20 protein-coding genes and 2 tRNA genes are annotated in these 22,114 nt (G+C 50.0%); 11 read left to right on the top strand and 11 right to left on the bottom strand.

Annotated elements, in window-relative coordinates:
* Positions 1–22 precede the first annotated feature (22 nt).
* Together arnE and arnF are read left to right on the top strand one after the other, a co-directional pair.
* Positions 23–346: a 4-amino-4-deoxy-L-arabinose-phosphoundecaprenol flippase subunit ArnE gene (gene arnE, locus EC843_RS02845; RefSeq protein ID WP_064546201.1), complete on the top strand. Its 324-nt coding sequence runs from the start codon at positions 23–25 to the stop codon at positions 344–346.
* Positions 346–726, top strand: coding sequence for a 4-amino-4-deoxy-L-arabinose-phosphoundecaprenol flippase subunit ArnF (arnF, locus tag EC843_RS02840; protein ID WP_064546202.1), 381 nt, complete (start codon positions 346–348; stop codon positions 724–726). Before arnE ends, arnF begins: the two co-directional genes overlap by 1 nt.
* Before the next feature lie 62 nt (positions 727–788).
* On the opposite strand, the gene EC843_RS02835 is transcribed toward arnF, so the two are convergent.
* A complete protein-coding gene (locus EC843_RS02835; RefSeq protein ID WP_064546204.1) occupies positions 789–1,454 on the bottom strand; it encodes a winged helix-turn-helix transcriptional regulator in 666 nt (221 codons plus the stop codon).
* Positions 1,455–1,794: 340 nt separating this feature from the next.
* Between EC843_RS02835 and EC843_RS02830 the strand changes: the two genes are divergently transcribed.
* The 7 genes from EC843_RS02830 (at position 1,795) to EC843_RS02800 (ending at position 9,680) form a co-directional block, all read left to right on the top strand.
* Positions 1,795–2,322: a fimbrial protein gene (locus EC843_RS02830; RefSeq protein ID WP_133521559.1), complete on the top strand. Its 528-nt coding sequence runs from the start codon at positions 1,795–1,797 to the stop codon at positions 2,320–2,322.
* A gap of 93 nt (positions 2,323–2,415) precedes the next feature.
* The gene (locus tag EC843_RS02825) at positions 2,416–3,093 is read left to right on the top strand and encodes a molecular chaperone (RefSeq protein ID WP_064546209.1); all 678 of its coding nucleotides are present in this window, start codon (positions 2,416–2,418) and stop codon (positions 3,091–3,093) included.
* Between the two features lie 91 nt (positions 3,094–3,184).
* Entirely contained in the window at positions 3,185–5,770 is a 2,586-nt protein-coding gene (locus EC843_RS02820) for a fimbria/pilus outer membrane usher protein (protein ID WP_133521558.1), read from the top strand.
* A gap of 8 nt (positions 5,771–5,778) precedes the next feature.
* On the top strand, positions 5,779–6,795 hold the full coding sequence (locus EC843_RS02815; RefSeq protein WP_083963362.1) for a fimbrial protein: 1,017 nt from the start codon (positions 5,779–5,781) through the stop codon (positions 6,793–6,795).
* 15 nt (positions 6,796–6,810) lie between these two features.
* Positions 6,811–7,344: a fimbrial protein gene (locus EC843_RS02810; RefSeq protein ID WP_064546211.1), complete on the top strand. Its 534-nt coding sequence runs from the start codon at positions 6,811–6,813 to the stop codon at positions 7,342–7,344.
* 197 nt (positions 7,345–7,541) lie between these two features.
* On the top strand, positions 7,542–8,183 hold the full coding sequence (locus tag EC843_RS02805; RefSeq protein ID WP_064546213.1) for a LuxR C-terminal-related transcriptional regulator: 642 nt from the start codon (positions 7,542–7,544) through the stop codon (positions 8,181–8,183).
* A 39-nt stretch (positions 8,184–8,222) separates the two neighbouring features.
* Positions 8,223–9,680 carry a capsule assembly Wzi family protein gene (locus EC843_RS02800; RefSeq protein WP_133521557.1) on the top strand — a complete coding sequence of 486 codons (1,458 nt, stop codon included), beginning with the start codon at positions 8,223–8,225 and terminating at the stop codon, positions 9,678–9,680.
* Between the two features lie 67 nt (positions 9,681–9,747).
* On the opposite strand, the gene EC843_RS02795 is transcribed toward EC843_RS02800, so the two are convergent.
* The 3 genes from EC843_RS02795 to mdtK all read right to left on the bottom strand — a co-directional run bounded on the left by EC843_RS02795 (position 9,748) and on the right by mdtK (position 11,470).
* Positions 9,748–9,824, bottom strand: a tRNA-Val gene (locus EC843_RS02795).
* Between the two features lie 42 nt (positions 9,825–9,866).
* Positions 9,867–9,943: transfer RNA gene (locus EC843_RS02790), tRNA-Val, on the bottom strand.
* Positions 9,944–10,096: 153 nt separating this feature from the next.
* Positions 10,097–11,470: an MdtK family multidrug efflux MATE transporter gene (gene mdtK / locus EC843_RS02785; RefSeq protein WP_064546222.1), complete on the bottom strand. Its 1,374-nt coding sequence runs from the start codon at positions 11,468–11,470 to the stop codon at positions 10,097–10,099.
* 224 nt (positions 11,471–11,694) lie between these two features.
* Here mdtK and EC843_RS02780 point away from each other — a divergent pair, with 224 nt between their 5' ends.
* A complete protein-coding gene (locus tag EC843_RS02780) occupies positions 11,695–12,336 on the top strand; it encodes a riboflavin synthase (RefSeq protein ID WP_064546223.1) in 642 nt (213 codons plus the stop codon).
* 65 nt (positions 12,337–12,401) lie between these two features.
* On the opposite strand, the gene EC843_RS02775 is transcribed toward EC843_RS02780, so the two are convergent.
* From EC843_RS02775 to punC, 5 genes are all read right to left on the bottom strand, one after another.
* Positions 12,402–13,325 carry a LacI family DNA-binding transcriptional regulator gene (locus EC843_RS02775; protein WP_064546225.1) on the bottom strand — a complete coding sequence of 308 codons (924 nt, stop codon included), beginning with the start codon at positions 13,323–13,325 and terminating at the stop codon, positions 12,402–12,404.
* A 54-nt stretch (positions 13,326–13,379) separates the two neighbouring features.
* Positions 13,380–14,771: a glycoside hydrolase family 1 protein gene (locus tag EC843_RS02770; protein ID WP_133521556.1), complete on the bottom strand. Its 1,392-nt coding sequence runs from the start codon at positions 14,769–14,771 to the stop codon at positions 13,380–13,382.
* Between the two features lie 48 nt (positions 14,772–14,819).
* On the bottom strand, positions 14,820–16,139 hold the full coding sequence (locus tag EC843_RS02765) for a PTS sugar transporter subunit IIC (RefSeq protein WP_121813588.1): 1,320 nt from the start codon (positions 16,137–16,139) through the stop codon (positions 14,820–14,822).
* A gap of 185 nt (positions 16,140–16,324) precedes the next feature.
* Positions 16,325–17,473, bottom strand: a complete 1,149-nt coding sequence (gene cfa, locus EC843_RS02760) for a cyclopropane fatty acyl phospholipid synthase (protein WP_064546232.1) — start codon at positions 17,471–17,473, stop codon at positions 16,325–16,327.
* Positions 17,474–17,771: 298 nt separating this feature from the next.
* Positions 17,772–18,965, bottom strand: a complete 1,194-nt coding sequence (gene punC, locus EC843_RS02755) for a purine nucleoside transporter PunC (RefSeq protein WP_064546237.1) — start codon at positions 18,963–18,965, stop codon at positions 17,772–17,774.
* A 115-nt stretch (positions 18,966–19,080) separates the two neighbouring features.
* Between punC and punR the strand changes: the two genes are divergently transcribed.
* Complete coding sequence (punR, locus tag EC843_RS02750) at positions 19,081–19,992, top strand: DNA-binding transcriptional activator PunR (protein ID WP_121813587.1); 912 nt, start codon at positions 19,081–19,083, stop codon at positions 19,990–19,992.
* Positions 19,993–20,030: 38 nt separating this feature from the next.
* Here punR and purR read toward each other — a convergent pair whose 3' ends face one another.
* Positions 20,031–21,056, bottom strand: a complete 1,026-nt coding sequence (purR, locus tag EC843_RS02745; protein WP_064546241.1) for an HTH-type transcriptional repressor PurR — start codon at positions 21,054–21,056, stop codon at positions 20,031–20,033.
* Positions 21,057–21,494: 438 nt separating this feature from the next.
* Positions 21,495–22,076, bottom strand: a complete 582-nt coding sequence (sodB, locus tag EC843_RS02735; protein WP_064546243.1) for a superoxide dismutase [Fe] — start codon at positions 22,074–22,076, stop codon at positions 21,495–21,497.
* Positions 22,077–22,114: the final 38 nt, after the last annotated feature.

Raw genomic sequence — 22,114 nt, 5'->3', positions numbered from 1 at the left:
AAAAAGGTCTGTCATCAGTCTTATGAGTTATTTGCTGATAGTGCTGGCGAGTTTACTGAGTTGTGGCGGCCAGCTTTGTCAGAAGCAGGCCACTTACAAACGCGGTCGGCTGCATTTATTGGGCTGGCTGGCGTTAAGCGTGCTGTTGCTGGGCTGCGCGATGTTGCTGTGGCTGCTGGTTTTGCAACGCGTGCCGGTGAGCGTTGCGTATCCGATGTTGAGCCTGAACTTTATTTTTATCACCCTGGCGGCGCGTTTTATTTGGCATGAGCCGGTGTCACTGCGGCACTGGCTGGGCGTGGTGGTGATCATCTGCGGCATCAGCATACTGGGAGGTGCCGCCTGATGGGCTACGTTTGGGCCTTAATGAGCGTGCTGTTGGTCACTTGCGCGCAGCTGATGATGAAATGGGCGATGATGGCGCTGCCGCCAATTGACCGCCCACGCGAGCTTTTTTCGGCATTCTGGGGAATTAGCCCTGGCGCTGAAATACTGGTGATTGGACTGCTGGCGTATGTCTGCTCGATGGCATGCTGGTTTATGGCATTACGCCGCGTGGCGCTCAGCAAAGCTTACCCACTGCTCAGTTTGAGTTACGTGCTGGTCTGGGCGGCGGCTATCTGGTTGCCGTGGCTGCATGAGCGTTTCAGCGCCGGAAAATTGGTCGGGGTTGGGGTGATTTTCATCGGCTTATTGCTGGTCTGTATTCCCGATAAAAAACGCTAAACCTGGCTGCGGGCAAAAAAATGGTGGATGTCGCTAGCGCTAATCCACCGACCTTGCTGTGATTAATATTTTTTCGGCGGGGTAAACAATTCAATTAACACCCCGCGGTCTGTCACGATGTAACCCCCTTCCTTTAATTGCGCAAGAATCTTCATAATGCTGCTGCGCGATAAAAACGTTCTGTCCTTGATATAAGTGGCGACACTCACTTGATTTCTGACGTCTTCAGGTTCGTTCATCAATTCATAGAGTTGGTGGCAGATTATCTCATAGGACGACAGTGACGATATTTTGCTGCAATGATCATAAATCCGCGTAATGGTGTAAATCATCAAGTAGCTTAACTGCTTCCATAAATTATGGCGGGCGATGATTTTGTTGGTGTCATCAATCGATAAAAAGCTGATCTCTGAGTCTTCATTAGTGCGTATAGAAAGATAATCCTGCGCAAGGTGTTGGGTGCTAAGCCCGAAAATGTAGGGGGCAGATTCTGAGTTTAATATTATCCCATCGTTGCGGCGGTAAAGTGTCACGCTGCCTTTATGTAGGATAAAGCACATACGCTTATCGCTTTCTTTATGGTTAATGAATTGTCTGTCAGTTGTTTCTAATTTGTTGCTCATGGGGGTCAGGTATTTTATTAAAGCCATAATGTCATCAACAGGCTTCTTGCTTTTGGATAGGTAATTCTCTGAAAAAAAAGGATTTTCGTATTGAAAGTCTTTCATTTTAGGCTTGCCGTTATTTGAAAAATAATAAAATTTGATGGTTGGGATTATGCTTAAACAAAATATTTTTAAAAGAAATTAGCGGTGTAAAAGTACACCCAAAAATATGTTGAAATGATCTCTGTGTTTATATCAAAATCTGCCCTGTAAATAGTAAGGGTAAAAATTGCTGTATTTAACTAAAAGCAATTAATAACTAGCTTCACTATTTAACTATCTGAAAGCCTGAGAATTGCTCAGCAATAAATGTTGATCATTAAACAGAGATAGCCCTTTTACCTTATTAAAGATAAAGGGCTATGGCTTTCTATTAACGGTAAATATATTCAAGGAAAGTGTTATGAAAAAGAATTTAATCGCTGTTGCATTCGCCGCTACTGCCATTCTGTCTACTGCTTCTGCTTTCGCTGCGGGTGGCCAGGTTAATTTTCAGGGTGAAATCATCGATGCCGGCTGTACGATTGTGAATACCCCATCTAACCCACTGACAGTGACTTTAGGTAGCGTGGCAAAATCTGAATTCACAGGTGCAGGCTCTACAGCAGCTGCTACTAAATTCACTCTTCAATTAACTAACTGCCCAGCGACCGTACATAACGCCATGGTTAAATTCGATGGTACTAACGTTAGCGGTGATACCTCAGTTTTGGCTCTGACACAGGAATCTGGTGTGGCAACGGGCGTAGGTATTCAGCTTTCTGATGATGCGAATACCGTGCTGCCATTGTTCACCACTTCTAAAGCGTATCCGCTGTCCAGCACTGCTGATAACAACCTGGAATTCGTTGCGCGTTATATCGCGACTTCTTCCACTGTGACCGCGGGCCCTGCGAACTCTACCGCTGACTTCTCTGTCACTTACAACTAATTCAATTTGAGGCCTTGTGCGGGCTGAGAGTTGAACAGCTGGCCGGTAGCTACTGTTACCGGCTTTTATCCCTGATTATTCTGGAGTGTAGTAATGAAATTTATCCCTGGAACTTTGCTGGTTGCCCTGCTGGTTAGCACCTGCGCAGCCCAGGCTGGTGTGATTGTTGGTGGCACGCGCTTGATTTATGACGGCGCCAGAAAGGAGTCTTCACTCAGCGTCAGCAACCCCGACAAACAGCCTTTTCTCATCCAGTCGTGGGTGGAAATGGAAAAGGGTGGCGCTGAGAAAGCCCCCTTTGTGGTGACTCCGCCACTGTTCCGTCTTGATGGCGGGCAAAATAACGTCTTGCGCGTGGTACGTGCGGGAGGCAACTTGCCTTCCGATAAAGAATCGCTTTATTGGATGAATATCAAAGCTATTCCTTCCGCTGATGTCGCGGCGAATATTAATACACTGCAAATTGCCGTGAAAACGCGCATTAAATTGATCTATCGCCCGCAGGGATTGAAAGGGGTTCCGGAAGAGATGACCGATAAATTATCCTGGCACCGTAGCGGGAATAATATACAAGTCAGCAACCCGACGCCGTTCTATATGAATTTCATGGATGTGAAAGTGGCGGGTAAAAGCGTGCAGGATGTGACTTATGTCGCTCCCGGCGGTACCGCGAGCTTCGCAATGCCTGTGGGTGCCAGCTCCGGTAGCGTCACCTGGACGATTATCAGTGACTACGGCGCGATTGGGCCGGAGCATAAAAGCTCCCTTTAAATCTTCAGCAGACATATAAACCGATAAACCACCAATAAATGTTTACCACATTACCAGGGTATCTCATGCCTTTTGCACAAGGAGTTAATTGATGTTTATTATTAAAGGGAGCAACAAACCTGTCCCTTCATTTAATATCAGTAAATTGGCATATTTAATTTCTGGCTATGTGGTTTTATTGAATGCTTTTTCATTCGATGCGCAAGCCCGTGATGTATTTAACCCCGCTTTACTGGAACAAGGTAATACAGCTCTGGGGAGTACGGATCTTTCTGTGTTTGAAGATGGGGCAGGACAACTCCCCGGTACTTATCGCGTCGATATTTATCTTAATAACGAACAACAACAGACGCGTGATGTTGAGTTTAGTTTGCAAAAAGATGCACAGGGCAAAGAGAGTTTACAACCCTGCCTGAGCGTGGCGGACCTCAGCGACATGGGGGTTAAAACTCCGCAGTTCCCCGATCTAGGCGCAGCCGACGAGAAATGTGCCAATTTAACGGCGATCCCTCAGGCTTCAGCACAATTTCGTTTTAGTGCTCAGCAGTTATTGTTGAGTATTCCGCAAATAGCCATCTCACAAAAAGCACGCGGATATGTACCCGAAAGCCAGTGGGATAATGGTATTACGGCTTTCCTGCTTAATTACAATCTCAGTGGTGCGAATAATACCTCGCGGGACAGCAGTGGCAATGACAGTAATACACAATATGCCAACCTGCGTCCGGGTATTAATATCGGGCCGTGGCGTTTGCGTAACTATACCACCTGGAATCGGGATACTAATGGCCAGGATAAATGGGACACGGTATACACCTACGCCCAGCGCAATATTATTTCGCTAAAAAGCCAATTAACCCTCGGTGATAGCTCATCGCCAGGTGATGTTTTTGACAGCGTGCCATTCAGAGGCGCGCAAATTGCCTCCGATGACGACATGTTACCCGACAGCATGCGTGGTTATGCCCCAGTTGTTCGCGGTATTGCGCGTACCAACGCGCAGGTGATCATCCGTCAAAACGGTTACATCATTTACCAAAGTTATGTCGCACCGGGTGCCTTTGAAATCACGGATATGTTCCCAACCGGTGGGTCTGGCGATTTGTACGTCACTATTAAAGAGGCTGACGGGAGTGAACAGCAGCTGGTGGTGCCATTTGCTTCGCTGCCGGTACTGCAACGTGAAGGGCGGCTGAAATACAGTCTGACCAGCGGCCAGTATCGCTCTTATGACGGCAGCGTCGATAAAACCCCATTCACCCAGGGGACGGCTATTTATGGTTTACCTGCTGGTTTCACGGGCTATGGCGGCGGGCAGTTTGCCAGCCATTATCAGTCACTGGCGCTGGGTGTCGGGAAAAACTTTGGTGATTTTGGCGCCGTCTCAACTGACGTGACTCAGGCCTGGTCAACCATGCAGGATAAGCCAAAAGATAACGGCCAGTCGTGGCGCGTGCGTTATAGCAAGAATATCGTCCAGACCGGCACTAACTTTGCTATCGCCGGTTACCGTTATTCGACCAATGGTTTTTATACCCTCCAGGAAGTGATGGATACCTGGCGCGACGGCACCCCAAGCCCAATTATTGAAAGACGCCGCAACCGTAGCGAGATGACGATTAGCCAGAATCTGTGGGAAAACGCAGGTTCATTATCATTAAGTTGGGTCAGTGAAAACTACTGGAATAGCCATCGTACCATGCGTTCAATTGGGGTTGGATATAACAACAACTGGAATGACGTCAGTTACGGGCTTAATTACAGCTACAACGAAAACTCACAGGCGAGTAATAGCAGTGATGCAGCAGGCCACGGGCGTATTTACGATCGTGACCAGATATTTAGTTTAAATATCAGCGTGCCATTAAGTCGTTTCTTGCCCAATACCTGGGCCAGTTACAACTTAAATACCAGCAAACAGGGTAATACCACCCAGAGCGTTGGCCTTAACGGAACGGCACTTGCGGACAATAACCTGAGCTGGAGCGTGCAGGAAGGTTATGGCACCGAGGGGACGGGTAACAGCGGCAACATGAATGCCGATTACCGTGGTACTTACGGCGAAGTGGAGGGGGGTTATGGCTATGACCGCCACAGCCAACGCCTGAATTACGGCGTGCAAGGCGGGGTTGTCGTGCATGAGGATGGCGTGACGTTTGGTCAGCCGTTAGGTGAAACCATTGCGCTGGTGAAAGCGCCGGGTGCCAGCGGTGTGGGAGTCAATAACCAAACTGGCGTGAAGACCGACTGGCGAGGCTACGCGATTGTTCCGTACACCAGCCCGTATCGCAAAGACCGTCTGCAATTAAATTCAGAAACGTTGCCGGACAATGTGGATCTGACACTCACCGACCAGAACGTGGTGCCAACGCGCGGTGCGGTGGTGCGGGCAAACTTTGAAGCGAACGTCGGCCAACGTGTGCTGATGACATTACTCCGTCCGGGTAGTCAAACCGTACCGTTTGGCGCAATGGTGAGCGACCCCACTCAAAAAATCGCACAGGCATTTATCGTTGGTGATGCAGGGCAGGTTTACCTGACCGGGATGGCGGACAGCGGCACGTTGAATGTCACCTGGGGTAGCGATGCCAGTCAAAAATGCCAGGTGACCTATTCCCTGTCAAAACAGACAAATAACACGGCTGGCATCCAGACCGTTAATGGCCAGTGCAAGTGAGGAATGAAATGGGCTTATTTATTATTGCCAAAAGAATAATGATGCTATGCAGTTTATTATTGGGGCTGTGTTTAATCTCCCCCAATGTATTCGCTGCTAATACCGGATGTGTCTCTACGCCAGCGATACCGGGTATCGCGACGTTATCGTCAACGGCGGTGGATTCAACCTTGCCAATAGGTTCAACCATACCCGGTACTGAACGCGTATTCAGTTTCTCAGGCAACTGTTCGACAATATCGGCGGTGCCGCAGGGGATTGCGATTATCACCTGTTATTACGGAACGGGAACTGAAGTTTCGGGTATGCCTGGCGTCTATAATACCGGGGTGGCTGGCGTGGGTATTACCCTCATTAACTCGAGTGGTCAGAGAGTAACGGGGGCAGGGACGTCGTGTGATACACGAAATACTCCATTAGGTTATATCTCTAACACCAGTGCCAAAACCTATTCAATTAGTATGACTCTGGCATTAGTTAAAACCAGCAATACTATTGGCAGTGGTGCTATGGCCCCAGGACAAACCAAGTTTGGTATCGGGATGTATAACACCGGTTATGGTCTGGGTAGCAATACTGATAGTTCGGTTTCCTATACCGGCACACTTTATTATCGCGCTGTTTCTTGTTCAGTGGATGCCAATATTCCGGTGCCATTAGACGATATGATCGTGGCTAATTTTTCAGGTATTGGATCAACCGCCGGGGATAAGGCTTTTAATGTGCCGGTAACCTGTAATGCGCCAGTGAATGTGATGATGAATATGACCTCTGCGGCCTATATTTCGAAACCCAATGCGGTGATGGCATTAACAGCGGGTGCGAATAATGCCAGCGGGATTGGTATCCAATTACTCTATAACAGCAGCCCAGCGGTGTTTGATAATTATTTCTCAGCCGGCAATGTGGTTAATGCGGGGGACACATTAAATGTGCCATTCACCGCCAGATATTATCAGACCGCCAGTACGGTGGTGCCCGGTACAGCCAATGCAACGGCCACTGTGACCATGGCTTATCAATAATAAAAAGGGAAGAATATGCTGCCACTTAAAGTGTATTTAATGGTTGCCTTGTCCAGCGTATTTTCTGTTGGGCCAGTGTTTGCCGCAGATATAGTGAATATTAATGTGACAGGCCGAATACTGCCCACACCTTGTGTGGTTGACCCAGGTTCAGTGAGTCAGAATATTAACTTTGGGCAACTACTTGGTACCGATCTCAGAACGGCGGGCTCGGCTTCAGCGTGGGTACCGTTCACCGTTAAACTGATCAATTGCCCGGCAGCACTTGTCACAGCAACGGTCACATTCCAGGGAACACCTTATCCCACGGATGCCACGCTCTATCAAAATGCCACATCGTCAGGCAGCGCGACAAACATGGCGATTCAAATGGTGGATAACAGCAACCGTACACTGGCGAAAGGCAACAGCACCACCATGACGTCAAATATTGATCCCACTCTGCGTACCGCCACGTTTGGCCTGGCTGCTCGGGTCATCACGCCTGGCGGGAATGTGGGTTCAGGAGCCATTAATAGTGTGGTCACCATGACGTTCACCTACCAGTAGCCGCAGTAATAAAAGAGTAAGGAATATTGATATGTATTTTTTATATCGCTATGGACCATATCTGATTAAAGGATTAATTATCGCTACGCTTATAGGGTGCATGGTATGGAGTTTATTGCCGGAATCTGGCGTTGATTTTTAATCAATAACGGGTGTTCGAGGAAATTGCTGTTGTCGATTCTTGCTGGGGCAGTGGTATGTTAAAAATTGTTATTGATGAGCAAAATGCTTTATATCGCCATGGACTGGAAATGCTGTTGAAGCAGATATTTTCAGCAGAAATGAATGTAACAGTCGAGATTGTTACGTTAAACGAAACCAATATCGCCACGGCGGATATTATCTTTAAAAATTATGATGTCGGCGTCAGCTGTATTTGCCAGCCCTTACTGCACACCCGCAGGAAAAACAGCCTGGTCATTGGCTTATATGAAGGTAGTAAAAACCCGCGCTACGCAGAGTTACCGTTATGCATTACTGATATTGCCTTTGTGAACCGCGCTGAGCCGGTGAATAAAACTAAAACCACGATTATGCGCGGCTGGGAGGATTGCCGGGCCGCACAGGAGCAAAAGAAACAATGGAGCTGCCTGGATTGCCGCCATCGCACGTTATCACCGCAACAGGTCAAAATTGCGGCGCATTTTTATCGTGGTGATACCACAGAAAAGATCGCCAGTGATTTACAGATCAACCCGAAAACGGTTGGCGCGCACAAGCGCATGATTATGACCAAATTTAACTTGAATACGGATTTTGAGTTATTGACCTTTTTAAATAATTTATTAAAAGAAAAACGCACGCTCGAATTATTTAATCAAAGTCTGGAAGCGAATTAAAACAGGATTTTCTCAGGGCGATAATTCAAAGGAATGGCAATGAAACCTCTGGCTCTATTATGCCGGCAGAGTCTGTGCTGGGCGTTAGTTTGTTATTGCAGTAACAGCGTTGCCGCAGGGCTTGTCAGTAATGACGCGCAATTGCGCAGCGATCTGACCTGGCTGGCGGACAGGGACGTTATTCACATTAACCTTTCCACCTGGCCGTTAAGCCAGGAAGAAATAACCCGCACTATTTCACAGGCAAAATTGCAGAGCAGTGCCGCAAACCAGGCCGTACTTCAACGTGTTGAGCAGCGCCTGGCTTTCCTGAAAGCCCCGGTAAGAATAAAGGGCTGGACGCAATCCGACCACCCGCCATTACCCCTGGGTTTTGCCGACACGCCTGCCAGTGCACATGGGATCGGTGCGGCACTTGCCAGCAATGGTGATTTCTGGGATGTGAATTTGCAGGCGCAGTTTGAAAGCCATCAGTACATTGCGGACTCTGCCAACATCAACCTTAACGGCGCTTACGCGGGGGTGAAACTGTTTAATCAGTGGCTGGCATTTGGTGAAATCCCACAATGGTGGGGGCCGGGTAACGACGGCAGCACCATTCGCTCGGATGCGGCGCGCCCGGTGGTGGGCTTTTTAGTGCAACGCGCTGACCAGTCGCCTTTTGAAACGCCGTGGTTGTCGTGGCTGGGAAGCTGGCAGTATCAGCTATCGGCCGGGCAATTACGCCAGTATCAACGTCCGCAACAACCGAAGCTGATTGGCGGTCGCTTGACTATTTCCCCGTTCAGCGCGCTGGATCTGGGGGCTTCGCGCATCATGATGTGGGGCGGAAAAGGGCGGCCCAATACCTTCCACTCGTTTGGCGATGCATTTATTGGCCGTGACAATACCGGTAGCCAGGACAGAGATCCCGGTGACCAGTTAGGCGGGGTGGATTTTCGCCTGAAACTCGCGCCGCTGATCGACCTGCCACTGAGCGTTTACGGGCAGGTGACGGGTGAAGATCAGGCGGGCGTTTTGCCCTCGCACAATACTTTTATTGCCGGAATAGAAGGTCATCATGCCGTAAATGTGTGGGGTGAAAGCCAGCTTAACTGGACCCTCGAAGGGGCCGATACCCGCTCAGGGATGCAGAAAACCGGCATTATCTATTACCACTATTGCTATCAGCAGGGTTACTACCAGCAGGGCTCGCCGCTGGGTGAGGCGATGGGCGGCGACGGTACTCGTTATTCGGGAAAATTCGAACTGGTACTGGCAAACCAGCAGCGCCTGAGCACGCGTTTAGTCTGGGCGCGGGTGAACCGTCTGTCACAGCCCATAAACCAGGCCTTCCCGCATTCAGACACGCTGAAGGGCATCGAACTGGGCTGGCAAACGCCGCTGTATAAACAGATGACGCTGAACAGTGGAGTGGGTTATACGCAGGGTAGCTCGACAAAAGAGAGTGAACTGGGCGTTACTTTCGCGTTTGAATTGCCGCTGTCATTTGATTAATACAGAAGTTATAGCTTAGGGGTTGATTTTGCTGTGGGGAGGGAATAAAGGTGTTTACTACTAAGAATGGTGCGTCCGAGTGGACTCGAACCACCGACCCCTACCATGTCAAGGTAGTGCTCTAACCAACTGAGCTACGGACGCACTGTGTGTTGCGGTACTACATATTGCAGTAAAACTAGAAAATGGTGCGTCCGAGTGGACTCGAACCACCGACCCCTACCATGTCAAGGTAGTGCTCTAACCAACTGAGCTACGGACGCACTGTGTTGTCTGTGACAACGGGGACGAATATTAGCGGCACCCCTTAAACCTTGCAAGCGTTAAACCGCAATTTTCTTCCATATTTCACTCGTTTGCTGCGCATCTGCGCAACTCGATGGAAAAATAGCCGCCATAACGGCGGCTATTCGGGTTTAATGTGCAGCGCGCTGCAAAATTGTCACGGATGGCTGGCGTTGTAACCAACGCATCCTCAGCATCATCATAATTGCCGCTGACGTCAGACCGATGATAAAACCGGTCCAGAATCCTGCCGGGCCCATCGGTTCGACCAGCCAATCGGTCAGCGCCAGGATGTAACCACTCGGTAAGCCCAGAACCCAATAGGCGATAAAGGTGATAAAGAAAATCGAACGGGTATCTTTATAACCACGCAACACACCGCTACCGACGACCTGAACAGAATCAGACAATTGGTAAACCGCCGCCAGCAGCATCAGATGTGCTGCCAGGGCAATCACTTCCGGATTGCTGTTGTAGAGCAGGGCGATGTGTTCACGCATCACTATCGTGAAAATAGCGGTGAGCGTCGCCATACACATTGCAACACCAATCCCCGTCCATGCCGCCGTTTGGGCATCAAGCGTTGAACCCTGGCCCAAACGGAAGCCGACGCGAATAGTGACCGCAGCTGATAGCGACAGCGGCAATACGAACATCAGCGAGCTGAAGTTCAGGGCAATCTGGTGACCGGCGACGTTAATAATCCCCAATGGCGCAACCAGCAATGCTACAACCGCAAACAGCGTCACTTCAAAAAACAGCGCCAGCGCAATCGGCAACCCAAGCTGAGTTAAGCGCTTCATCACTTTCCAGTCGGGCTTGATGAAGCCTTTTTCCAGCTTCAAATCGCGCATTGAGCGGGCTTTCTTCACATAAGAGATCATGCAGAAGAACATTACCCAGTACACCGCAGCAGTGGCAACGCCACAGCCCACGCCACCCAGTTCTGGCATGCCAAAGTGACCATAAATAAAGATGTAGTTGACCGGAATATTGACCAGCAGGCCGATAAAGCCCATCACCATGCCGGGTTTGGTTTTCGCTAAACCTTCACACTGGTTACGCGCCACCTGGAAGAACAAATAGCCCGGGACACCCCACAACAGCGCACGCAAATAGCCGACGGCCTTATCGGCAAGTTGCGGGTCGATATTCTTGGTCGCGTGAATAATATATCCCGCGTTCCATAGCACAATCATGATGATTGCCGAGACGATGCCCGCCAGCCAAAAGCCCTGGCGAATCTGGTGGGCAATGCGCTCACGACGGCCAGAACCATTGAGTTGGGCGACGGTGGGCGTCAGAGCCATTAACAAACCATGGCCGAAAAGTATCGCAGGTAGCCAGATAGAGGTACCGATTGCCACTGCGGCCATATCGGTTGCGCTGTAGCCACCGGCCATCACGGTATCGACAAAACCCATTGAGGTTTGTGCAATTTGCGCCAGCATTACGGGTATCGCCAGCGCTAGCAACTGGCGGGCTTCAACTATGTACTTCTGCATTTATACACCTGATTATTTTTAGTTATTAGATAGACAACAAGACCGCCAGAAGAGGCAGGAAAATAGGAATAGCAGGGGAAATAGCCTGACTATTGTAGCGGGAGAAAACGAATACGCCAGTCAAATAATGGTGGGGTAGCGCGGATGACTGGCAAGGTTTTTTTCCAACTGTTAAAGTGCTGCCATATAATTTTCAGCTGCCGTTAATTACCAGGAGCTTTACGATGTTTACAGGTATTGTGCAGGGCACAGCAACCCTGGTCTCCATTGATGAGAAACCTAACTTCCGTACGCACGTTGTCGCAATGCCAGATGCGATGTTACCAGGCCTTGAAACTGGGGCATCGGTGGCGCACAACGGCTGTTGTCTGACGGTCACCCAAATCAATGGCAATCACGTCAGCTTTGATTTAATGAAAGAGACGCTGCGTATCACCAACCTCGGCGAGTTAGTGGTGGGCGACAGCGTTAACGTCGAGCGTGCCGCCAAATTTAATGATGAAATCGGCGGGCATTTGATGTCGGGGCATATTATGACCACGGCAGAAGTGGCGAAGATCCTGACGTCGGAAAATAACCGCCAGATCTGGTTTAAAATGCGCGATAAAACCTTGATGAAATATATCCTGCATAAAGGATATATCGGCATCGATGGTATTAGCCTGACAGTGGGCGAAGTGACGGCTTCACGTTTCTGTGTACATTTAATTCCAGAAACGCTTGAGCGCACCACATTAGGCAGCAAGAAATTGGGCAACCGCATTAATATTGAAATCGACCCGCAAACGCAGGCGATTGTCGATACCGTTGAGCGTGTGCTGGCACAACGTGAAGCGACTTTGGAAGCGCTGTTACCGAAGGAATAAGGATTATACGGTGGATGACGCCTTTGGCTTATCCACCCTACAGTTTCGAGCCGTATCCGACATTCTTACGCAATCAATAAACTGCCGCGCACCACATCGCTGGTCTGGCGTTCCCCTAACAGTAATTCCACCGCCCGACGCGCCATACTTTCCAGCGGGTATTGAATCGCCGGAATGGTGTTCGACCCCGGCATTCGGGTGGAGCCATCCAGACTAAATACCATCACTTGTTCGGGCACTTTTAACTGGTACTGGTTGAGCATCATCACGGCTTCTTGTGCCTGGGTATCGTCTGTAACTAACAGGGCGGAAAACTTCACCCCACGGTTAATCAGGCGTTGCAGCGCAATGCGTACTGATGACTCATCTTCAATCACTAACTGGCGGTTAAAAGGCACCACATGGTTGTGCAGCGCCTGGTGATAGCCCTCGAGTGTTAACGCTGCCGCTTCTCCGCTGGCAAAGTTGATTAAGGCGATTTGCCGCCGTTGCTGGTTACACAAATAGTGCACGGCGGTTTCTGCGGCAAAAACATGATCGCATTGAACGCTGAAATTTTCGGAACCGCTCAGGCAGTCAATCAGCATGATGTCGTCAGCAAGCGTCGGCAGTGGGAAACGCGCGCCGACCACTACCAGTGCGTCGCATAACCCCTTCGATAACTCCTGAGCGGCTTGTACCACGCTGTTGTGGTCATTGGCGAAGCGTAATAACAAGTGCTTGTGATGTTGATTGAGCTGTTTTTCAAGCGCTTGCAGGTAACCGGTAGACTGCTGAATATGTTCGGTGGCACAAATCACACCGATGCAGTTCGTCGACTGGCTGCTCAACGATTGCGCAATGGCATTAGGGGTGTAATTCAGAATTTCGGCGGCGCGTAAAACCGCCTGACGACTCTCTTCTTTGACGCCGCGACTGCCGCTTAATACGCGCGAAACCGTGGCTTTGGAAACCTGCGCAAGACGTGCAACATCATTAATATTCGACATAGTCTGTTTCCCACTTCTCAGCCAGAAACGGGCCTTGCGGCCCGAGTGCTGAGATTACGTCCGGTCGTTAAAGCCATTTTCTGCAGCGGTCGTGCGATACCACTCACCGCTTTTCTTGATAGTGCGTTGCTGTGTCTCAAGGTTTAACGAGACAAAACCGTAACGGTTTTTATAGGCGTTACACCAGGACCAGTTATCAATAAACGTCCACATGTGGTAACCGAGGCAATTGCTGCCTTCGCTGATACCTTTATGCAGCCACTTCAGGTGGTCGCGTACAAAATCAATGCGGTAATCATCCTGAATCTGGCCGTTTTCATCGAAACGCTGCTCGTTCTCAACGCCCATGCCGTTCTCTGAAATATAGCAATTTGGGTTGCCATAATTTTCACGCAGATTGGTGAGAATATCGTAGATCCCTTGCTCGTAGATTTCCCAGCCACGGTACGGGTTCATTTTGCGGCCAGGCATTTCGTAGGCTTCGAAGAACCACTCTGGCATAAACGGGCTGTCAGGGTTCACTAGCGAGTCGCGGCATTTGATGCGGCGCGGCTGGTAGTAGTTGATACCCAATAAATCGACCACACCCGCCGCCAGCAGAGCTTTGTCTTCTGGCCGGCAGACTGGCAATTGGCCGTGTTCTTTCAACAGCGCCACCAGTTCTTGCGGATATTCACCACGCAGCGCCGGGTCGAGGAAGCTGCGGTTAAACATCAGGTCAGCAATATTTGCCGCTTTCACATCTGCCGGGTTTTGTGAGCGTGGATAAGATGGCGTGAGGTTGAGGATAATGCCAATCTCGCCGCCGTCGTTACGCTCGTGGTAGGCCTTCACCGCCAGAGAGTGCGCAATCATAGTGTGGTAAGCCACGGTGGCTGCACGTTTGAAATCCACTACATTCGGGTAATGGAAGTCGTACAAATAGCCGCCTTCAACCGGTACTACTGGCTCGTTGAAGGTGAACCAATGCTTTACACGGTCGCCGAACAATTCGAAACACTTGCTGGCAAATTCAGCATAAGCCGTGACAACGTCACGATTCTCCCAGCCGCCTTGCTGCTGCATCACCATTGGCATATCAAAGTGGAACAGGTTGATGAACGGCTTAATGCCTTGCGCCAGTAATTCATCAATAACTTGATTGTAGAAGGTCACCGCTTCCTGATTGACCGTACCGCGGCCTTCCGGAATTAGGCGAGCCCAGGAAATCGAGGTACGGAAAGTGTTGTGATTAAGCGCTTTGAGCAGCGCAATATCTTCTTTCCAGTTCTTGTAGAAGGTGGAAGTCTCTGCCGGGCCTACGCCGTTATGGAAACGGGTCGGTTGCTCTTTAAACCACCGATCCCAGATGGTGGCCGTTTTGCCAAATCCGAGTGTTTCGCCTTCCGTTTGTGGTGCTGAACTGGCGCTGCCCCACCAAAAATTATCAGGAAATTGGTATTTCATTTTTGTTCCTCATTTGACGAGCCTGCCAGACCGGCAGGCTATAAAAAATTAACTTACAGTAATCGGGTTCTCGTTTTCCTGTGCACTGCGCTCTTCGTCCTGTTTTAGCAGGGTGCGCTCGTAAGCCTTCAGGAAGGGGTAATACATCACAGCCGACATGACCATACAAATCAGGCACATGATTACGGGACTTACCGCCCAATTTGCTGCCCACGACGCGCCAATGGGTGCCGGGGTTGTCCACGGTGTTAACGACACAACTTGTGCCACCCAACCTAATTTAGTCGCGATGTAAGCCAGGGTTGCGTTAATCATCGGCACCAAAGTAAACGGCAAGAAGAACAGCGGGTTCATGATGATTGGCGTACCGAACAAAATGGGTTCGTTGATGTTAAAGAAGCTTGGCACCACGCCCATTTTACCGATAGTACGCAGGTGAATGGCGCGGCTACGCAGCAGCAAGAACGCCAGCGGCAATGTTGAACCGACGCCGCCAATCAGCAGGTAGTGATCCCAGAAACCTTGCAGGTAGATATGTGGCAGCACGTTACCGGCGGCGAGTGCGGTCTGGTTCGCCGAAAGGTTGGCCATCCAGAATGGGTTCATAATCCCGGTGACAATCAGTGCACCGTGGATACCGGCAAACCACAGGATCTGGCAGATAAACACCGAAATCAGAATCGCAGGCAATGAGTCAGAGGCCGAAACCAGCGGTGCCAGCAGGTGCATGATCGCTTCCGGAATAATCATTCCGGTGGTCGATTCAATAAATAAGTTCAGCGGATGGAGCGTGGCGACAATCACCACCACCGGAATCAGGATCTCAAACGAACGCGCAACACCGGTTGGGACTTCTTTCGGCAAGCGGATAGTGATGTTGTGGCGTTTGAGGAACGCATACATTTCGCTGGCATAAATGGCCGTCAGCAGAGCGGTAAAGATGCCCTGTCCAGAGAAGTATTGTGTTGAAATCTGCCCGTCTTTATACGGTGCTGCGACCAGTAAAAAAGCCATAAATGCCAGTAAGCCGGTCATAATCGGGTCGAGCTTATAGTGCTTTCCGAGGCTTGCACCAATACCGACCGAAATAAAGAATGTCATGACACCCATGCTGAGGTTAAACGGCAACATCAGCTGTTCGCGGTAGGTGAGAGAAAAACTCAACCACGAGCGGGCAAAACCCCAACTACTGTCAGGTGAGAACGGCGGGAAAATAAATACTAACAAGAAAGAACCGATGATCATAAACGGTAGGGCAGAGATAAAGCCGTCGCGGATGGCGATGACATGGCGCTGAGAGCCCATCGCTCCGGCCATGGGAGTGACTTTTTGCTCAATCACATTGACCATTTTTTGGTAGATGCTCATGGCGGTATCCTTGTTATTGTCGGGGTAAGTGGATTGATTGTGAAACAACAGGGAAACCGGTTTCCATTGAATAAAGAGATAAGTGTTAGCGAGATCAAACTCGTGAGGAAAGGAGAGCTGGAAACGTGAAGAAGTTCACGATTTGTTAAGAAAATGCTAAACCCCGGACTAGCCGGGGTATTAAATCAGTGCGGGACGCGTAAGCCGTGTTCGATGCCGCGGCTAAAGACGATTTGCCACAGCTGAATATCGCGGGCGCGGAAGGCTCCGGCACACGCATTAAGGTAATAACTAAACATCCGTTTGAATCGTTCTGAATAGTTACTGGCAAATTCCGGCCAGGTATTCTGGAAACGCTCGTGCCATGCCATTAACGTTTTATCGTAGTCGGCACCAAAGTTATGCCAGTCTTCCATCACGAAATGGCCTTCATTGGCATCGGCAATCTGGCGCACGGACGGCAGGCAACCGTTCGGGAAAATGTATTTGTCTATCCACGGGTCAACGCAGTTATCGGTTTTATTCGAACCAATAGTGTGCAGCAGGAAAATACCCTCCGGTTTCAGGTTGCGGTCAACCACATTGAAATAGGTGGCATAGTTTTTCGGCCCGACGTGTTCAAACATGCCAACTGAAACAATGCGGTCAAACTGCATTTCTAAATCGCGATAATCTTGCAGCAAGATAGTCACGTCCAGCCCGAGACAACGTTCCTGAGCCATTTTCTGCTGCTCGGCAGAAATGGTCACGCCATGAACCACGACCCCATAATGCCGTGCGGCATATTCCGCAAGCCCACCCCAGCCGCAGCCGATATCCAGCAGCGTCATACCTGGCTCAAGATGCAACTTATCGCAGATCATTTTCAGTTTGGCATTCTGCGCATCGCTAAGGGTAGTGGCTGATTTCCAGTAGCCGCAGGAATATTGCATATGTTCATCGAGCATCCGGCTAAATAAGTCGTTGCCAAGATCATAATGTTCTTTACCGACAATCCAGGCGCGTTTTTTGGATTGCAGATTTAATATTCGGGCTGCAGCAATGCGCAGGGTGTCTTTTAAATGGCGGGGGAGTTGATTCTCAAGTCCGGCACGGATGGTGTTATTGAAAAATATATCCAGCCGTTCGCAGTCCCACCAGCCGTCCATATAGCTTTCACCCAGCCCGAGGGTGCCTTCTTGCAGCACGCGCTTAAAAAAATCGGGATGCTTAACCTGGATATCGAAAGGGCGCGGGCCGTTAATTTCCACGCCAGCCTGCGTGAGCATTTCGCTCACGATTCGATACCACGGGTTATTTCTTATGCTGACTTCTTCTATACACGATGAACTCATAGCTTCTCCATCACCATTGTGAGAGGAACCTTAAAACAGCGTAGACGCTATTTTGGGCATGTGAGAAATGTCACGGAAAATACCGCGAGCCTGATATCCGACGTAGAACAGAGAAAGGGGGGCGAGAGCCCACAAAAAAAGCTTCTAAAACAACAAACGGGAGCACAAAGGCTCCCGTCAAAACGTCATTATTATTGTGCTGACGGTCAAGCCGTAAATAAGTATAGGCTCGCCCAGGCGGTGATTCAATGAAATATTGTTAGCAAGCTAACTACATTGCTGTCACGCAAACGATACATTAATGTGCATCGGATTCAGCAGGTTGCCAGACTTTGACATGACTACGGCGTTGCAGCAAGTAGCCCAACATGGCTAAGACGATGGTCACCAGCATGACGCTGGTGGTGGTCAACAACGGGGTTGCGACCAACCATGACACCATCAAACTTGCCAGGAAGCACAAACCTAATTGCAGCGTATTTTGCAATGCAGCTGCTTTACCGGTGGCCTGTGGGAATGGCAACAAGGCTGAAGCAACGACGATCGGGTAAATCGCACCATTAGCAATCGCCATCACGCAGAATGGAATCAATAGCAGCGTGAGGCTGGCATGGCCGCTGACCGCCACACCCCAGGTACCGAAAATGCTCAGGGTGTAGAGCGCAAGTAACCATGGCAACATTTGCTTGCCTTGCCATTTTTGCAGCGCGCTACGGCAGCCGTAGCCGCCAATCAAGAAGGCGATGGTTTGCGGCACATAACTCAGGCCAATAACCGCCGGGCTATAACCCATATCGTTAAGAATGAATGGCGAACCGGTCAGCCAGGCAAAGAAGCTGGCGGAGCAGGCGGCATAAATCAATACGTTCCCGCTGTACACGCGTGAGCGCAGCAAAGAGGTAAAGCTGACTTTATTATCTTCGGTTTGCGGATGGTGCTGAGTGCGGGGTTTCAGACGTAAAGTCGGGATCATCAGCACCAGCGTGATGGCAAACAGAGTGGCGAAAATCGCCTGCCAGTCAAAGTGAGTCAAAATCCAGCTACCGAGCAGCGGTGCCAACGCCGGAGACAAGCCAACCAGTGGCATAATGGTGGCGAAAATACGGTTAGCGCGATTCGCCGGATAGTAATCGGTCACCAAAGCTTGCCAACTGACGGCCGCAGAACAGACGCCAACCGCCTGAACAAAACGCAGTACCAGTAGCGCGGTGGCGCTTTCAACCCACAGCATGCCAATACAACCGATGGCGAACAGGCTCAAACCCGCCAGTAATACCGGTTTACGACCGAAGTGGTCTGACAATGGACCCCACATCAACTGGGCAAACGCAAAGCCGGCAAGGAACAGACTCAGGCTGGCACTGACGGCAGAGGCGTCGGTCTGTAAATCTTGCTGAATGGCAGCGAAAGCAGGCAGATACATGTCTGTGGCGAGGAACCCCAGCACACTTAATCCGGCCAGCCAGATAAGAAATCCTTTTGATGGTTGCATAATTTTCTCTTGTTTTATCTTGCAGGTTAATCGCCGCGAGAGTGTACGGAGTGCAATTACGCTTGTGAAACGCTAATATTTGTAGGTTGCGTTCAAAAAATTTGTGAGCAAAGAAATGTGGTCAGAATACTCGCTGGAAGTCATCGATGCGGTAGCGCGCAATGGCAGCTTCAGCGGTGCAGCACAAGAGTTGCACCGCGTTCCGTCTGCCATTAGTTATACGGTGCGGCAACTCGAAGATTGGTTAGCCGTTCCGCTATTCGAACGTCGTCATCGGGATGTTGAATTAACCCCTGCTGGCGTCTTTTTTCTCAAAGAAGGCCGCTCTGTTATCAAAAAAATGATGACGACACGGCAACAGTGCCAACAGATCGCCAATGGATGGCGCGGTCACCTGGCGATTGCAGTTGATAACATTGTAAAACCGGAGCGAACGCGGCAACTGGTGCTGGATTTCTATCGCCATTTTCCTGATATCGAATTACGTATCTTTCAGGAAGTGTTCAACGGCGTGTGGGATGCGCTGGCGGATGGACGCGTAGAAGTGGCGATTGGCGCGACTCAGGCGATTCCGGTTGGGGGGCGTTATGCCTTCCGTGATATGGGAACGTTGAGCTGGCGTTGCGTGGTGGCTTCCTCGCACCCACTGGCACAGTGCGACGGGACGTTAAGCGATGATGACCTGCGTGCCTGGCCATCGCTAGTTCTGGAAGATACTTCGCGTTCATTACCAAAACGAATTACCTGGCTGTTAGATAACCAGCGCCGCGTGGTAGTGCCTGATTGGGCGTCCGGTTCGGATTGCTTGAGCGCGGGGTTGTGTATCGGCATGGTGCCGTTACATATTGCCAAACCGTGGGTTGCTTCAGGGAAATGGCGCGAATTAACGCTGGATAATCCATTCCCTGACGCGGCATGTTGCCTGACATGGCAGCAAAACGATGCATCGCCAGCGTTGGCCTGGCTGTTGGATTACTTAGGCGATAGTGACACGATGAATCAGGAGTGGTTACAGGAGCCGCTGTAAGTCTGCTGGATGTCGCTTGCGCGACATCCGACACACACTTAGCGGCGATAATCGCGAAACGGGCCATCAGCCACAGAGCGGCGTTCAATCAGACGCGGGTGAACCTCAATCGACTGCGACTCTTCGCGTTTGTTGACGATTCTATCCAGCAGCATATTAAACGCCGTTTCCCCTAGCGAATCTTTCGGCTGGTGGATGGTGGTCAATGCTGGTGAGAAGTAACGCGCGTTGCGTACGTTGTCGTAACCGATAACGGAAATATCCTGCGGCACGCGCAGCCCCATTTCATCAGCAGCGCAAATAGCACCCATCGCCATAATGTCGCCGCCACAGAATACCGCTGTTGGGCGATGAGACTGGCCGATGATCTGCTGCATGGCGCGGTAACCTGATTCAGGTTCAAAGTCACCCTGAACAATCCAGTTTTCCGGAATGGAAATTCCCGCTTCTTCCAGTGCTTTCATAAAGCCTGCATGGCGGCCGCCACCGGTGTTACGTTCCATTTGCCCGGGAATGGCGCCAATTTCGCGGTGGCCGCGTTCAATCAAATAACGTCCAGCAAGATAACCGCCGTGGAAAGCGTTATCGACCACGGAGTCGGTGAAATCGGCACGAGCCTCGCCCCAGTCCATCACCACCATAGGGATGTGACGGTACTCTTCAAGCATGGTGAGCAATGATTCAGGATATTCAGAGCACATCACTAACAGGCCATCGACACGCTTTTGTGCCATCATCGATAAGTAAGCGCGCTGCTTTTCAAAGTTGTTGTGCGCGTTGCCCAAAATCAGGGTGTAGCCTTTTTCAAAGCAGCTATTTTCCACCGCTTCGATTATCTCGGCGAAATAGGGTGCTTCACTGGAAGTGGCAAGCAGACCAATCGTTTTGGTGTGATTAACTTTCAGGCTTCGTGCTACGGCGCTTGGCGAGTAGTGCAATTCTTTAATTGCTGCCCACACCGCATTGCGCGTTTCTTCCGCCACAAAACGGGTTTTGTTAATCACATGTGATACGGTTGTAGTGGAAACGTTTGCGCGCTTCGCCACGTCCTTGATTGTCGCCATTAAAATTCACTCCGGGCTATATCGTAAACCCTTGATTGCTATTATGTTAAACGTTTGCGTACGCTGACTCCACAGGCAACATGATGGTTGCAGGTATGCCGGGATTGCGACATAAAACGGGAGGAGGGCATTGAATTGACGATACGCAACAAATTAGCGAGGGATTTTGGCCTATCCAGGCGAAAAGTGGAAGAGGGAAAATTGATATCAGATTAAAACCTGGAGGATTTTTATCTCTGGTTGTGGGAAAATCACCCTGACACATCGATTGTATGGATATAAAAGGAGTTTAATGATGAGCACCGATTTGAAATTTTCAATCACGACGACGGTAATTGTTTTGGCTTTGATTGTTTTCGGCGCACTAACTGCCGTACTGCACTGATTTTTACGCTTTGATCAAGATGGGCCGCAAATCGCGGCCCATTTACTTTTGCATTAAGCTGCTAAATTCTTCGCAACAAACGCCCAGTTCACCAGCGCCCAGAAATGCTCAAGGTAGCCAGCACGAGCATTGCGGTAGTCGATGTAGTACGCATGTTCCCACACATCCACAGTCAACAGCGGTTTAGCTGCAGTCGTCAGTGGGGTGCCAGCGTTAGAGGTAGAAACAATCGCTAATGCGCCATCTTCCTGTTTAACCAGCCATGTCCAGCCAGCACCGAAGTTCTTGATAGCAGCATCAGTAAATTGCTGCTTGAACTCAGCGAAGCTACCAAAAGATTTATTGATGGCTTCCAGCAGTTCGCCAGTTGGCTCGCCGCCAGCATTTGGTGCCAGGCAGTTCCAGTAGAAAGTGTGGTTCCAGACCTGAGCGGCGTTGTTAAATACGCCACCTTCGGAAGTACGAACGATCTCTTCGAGGGTTTTACCCTCAAACGCGCTGCCTTTAACCAGATTATTCAGGTTAGTGACATAGGTTTGATGGTGTTTACCGTAATGGTATTCCAGGGTTTCGGCGGAGATATGCGGTGCTAAAGCATCTTTTGCATACGGTAGTGCAGGTAGTTCGAACGACATTGCTAACTCCTTATTATTGTTTACATCTAGACAACACT

This window comes from Buttiauxella sp. JUb87 (assembly GCF_004361975.1).
Lineage (GTDB): Bacteria > Pseudomonadota > Gammaproteobacteria > Enterobacterales > Enterobacteriaceae > Buttiauxella > Buttiauxella ferragutiae.
Note: the sequence above shows the minus strand (reverse complement) of the source record. Positions and strands in the feature narration are given on the sequence as shown.

Bases quoted from the DNA above. Each gene is read 5' to 3' on its own strand.
- arnE (WP_064546201.1), top strand. From the start codon at position 23: ATGAGTTATTTGCTGATAGTGCTGGCGAGTTTACTGAGTTGTGGCGGC.
- arnF (WP_064546202.1), top strand. From the start codon at position 346: ATGGGCTACGTTTGGGCCTTAATGAGCGTGCTGTTGGTCACTTGCGCG.
- EC843_RS02835 (WP_064546204.1), bottom strand. From the start codon at position 1,454: ATGAAAGACTTTCAATACGAAAATCCTTTTTTTTCAGAGAATTACCTA.
- EC843_RS02830 (WP_133521559.1), top strand. From the start codon at position 1,795: ATGAAAAAGAATTTAATCGCTGTTGCATTCGCCGCTACTGCCATTCTG.
- EC843_RS02825 (WP_064546209.1), top strand. From the start codon at position 2,416: ATGAAATTTATCCCTGGAACTTTGCTGGTTGCCCTGCTGGTTAGCACC.
- EC843_RS02820 (WP_133521558.1), top strand. From the start codon at position 3,185: ATGTTTATTATTAAAGGGAGCAACAAACCTGTCCCTTCATTTAATATC.
- EC843_RS02815 (WP_083963362.1), top strand. From the start codon at position 5,779: ATGGGCTTATTTATTATTGCCAAAAGAATAATGATGCTATGCAGTTTA.
- EC843_RS02810 (WP_064546211.1), top strand. From the start codon at position 6,811: ATGCTGCCACTTAAAGTGTATTTAATGGTTGCCTTGTCCAGCGTATTT.
- EC843_RS02805 (WP_064546213.1), top strand. From the start codon at position 7,542: ATGTTAAAAATTGTTATTGATGAGCAAAATGCTTTATATCGCCATGGA.
- EC843_RS02800 (WP_133521557.1), top strand. From the start codon at position 8,223: ATGAAACCTCTGGCTCTATTATGCCGGCAGAGTCTGTGCTGGGCGTTA.
- mdtK (WP_064546222.1), bottom strand. From the start codon at position 11,470: ATGCAGAAGTACATAGTTGAAGCCCGCCAGTTGCTAGCGCTGGCGATA.
- EC843_RS02780 (WP_064546223.1), top strand. From the start codon at position 11,695: ATGTTTACAGGTATTGTGCAGGGCACAGCAACCCTGGTCTCCATTGAT.
- EC843_RS02775 (WP_064546225.1), bottom strand. From the start codon at position 13,325: ATGTCGAATATTAATGATGTTGCACGTCTTGCGCAGGTTTCCAAAGCC.
- EC843_RS02770 (WP_133521556.1), bottom strand. From the start codon at position 14,771: ATGAAATACCAATTTCCTGATAATTTTTGGTGGGGCAGCGCCAGTTCA.
- EC843_RS02765 (WP_121813588.1), bottom strand. From the start codon at position 16,139: ATGAGCATCTACCAAAAAATGGTCAATGTGATTGAGCAAAAAGTCACT.
- cfa (WP_064546232.1), bottom strand. From the start codon at position 17,473: ATGAGTTCATCGTGTATAGAAGAAGTCAGCATAAGAAATAACCCGTGG.
- punC (WP_064546237.1), bottom strand. From the start codon at position 18,965: ATGCAACCATCAAAAGGATTTCTTATCTGGCTGGCCGGATTAAGTGTG.
- punR (WP_121813587.1), top strand. From the start codon at position 19,081: ATGTGGTCAGAATACTCGCTGGAAGTCATCGATGCGGTAGCGCGCAAT.
- purR (WP_064546241.1), bottom strand. From the start codon at position 21,056: ATGGCGACAATCAAGGACGTGGCGAAGCGCGCAAACGTTTCCACTACA.
- sodB (WP_064546243.1), bottom strand. From the start codon at position 22,076: ATGTCGTTCGAACTACCTGCACTACCGTATGCAAAAGATGCTTTAGCA.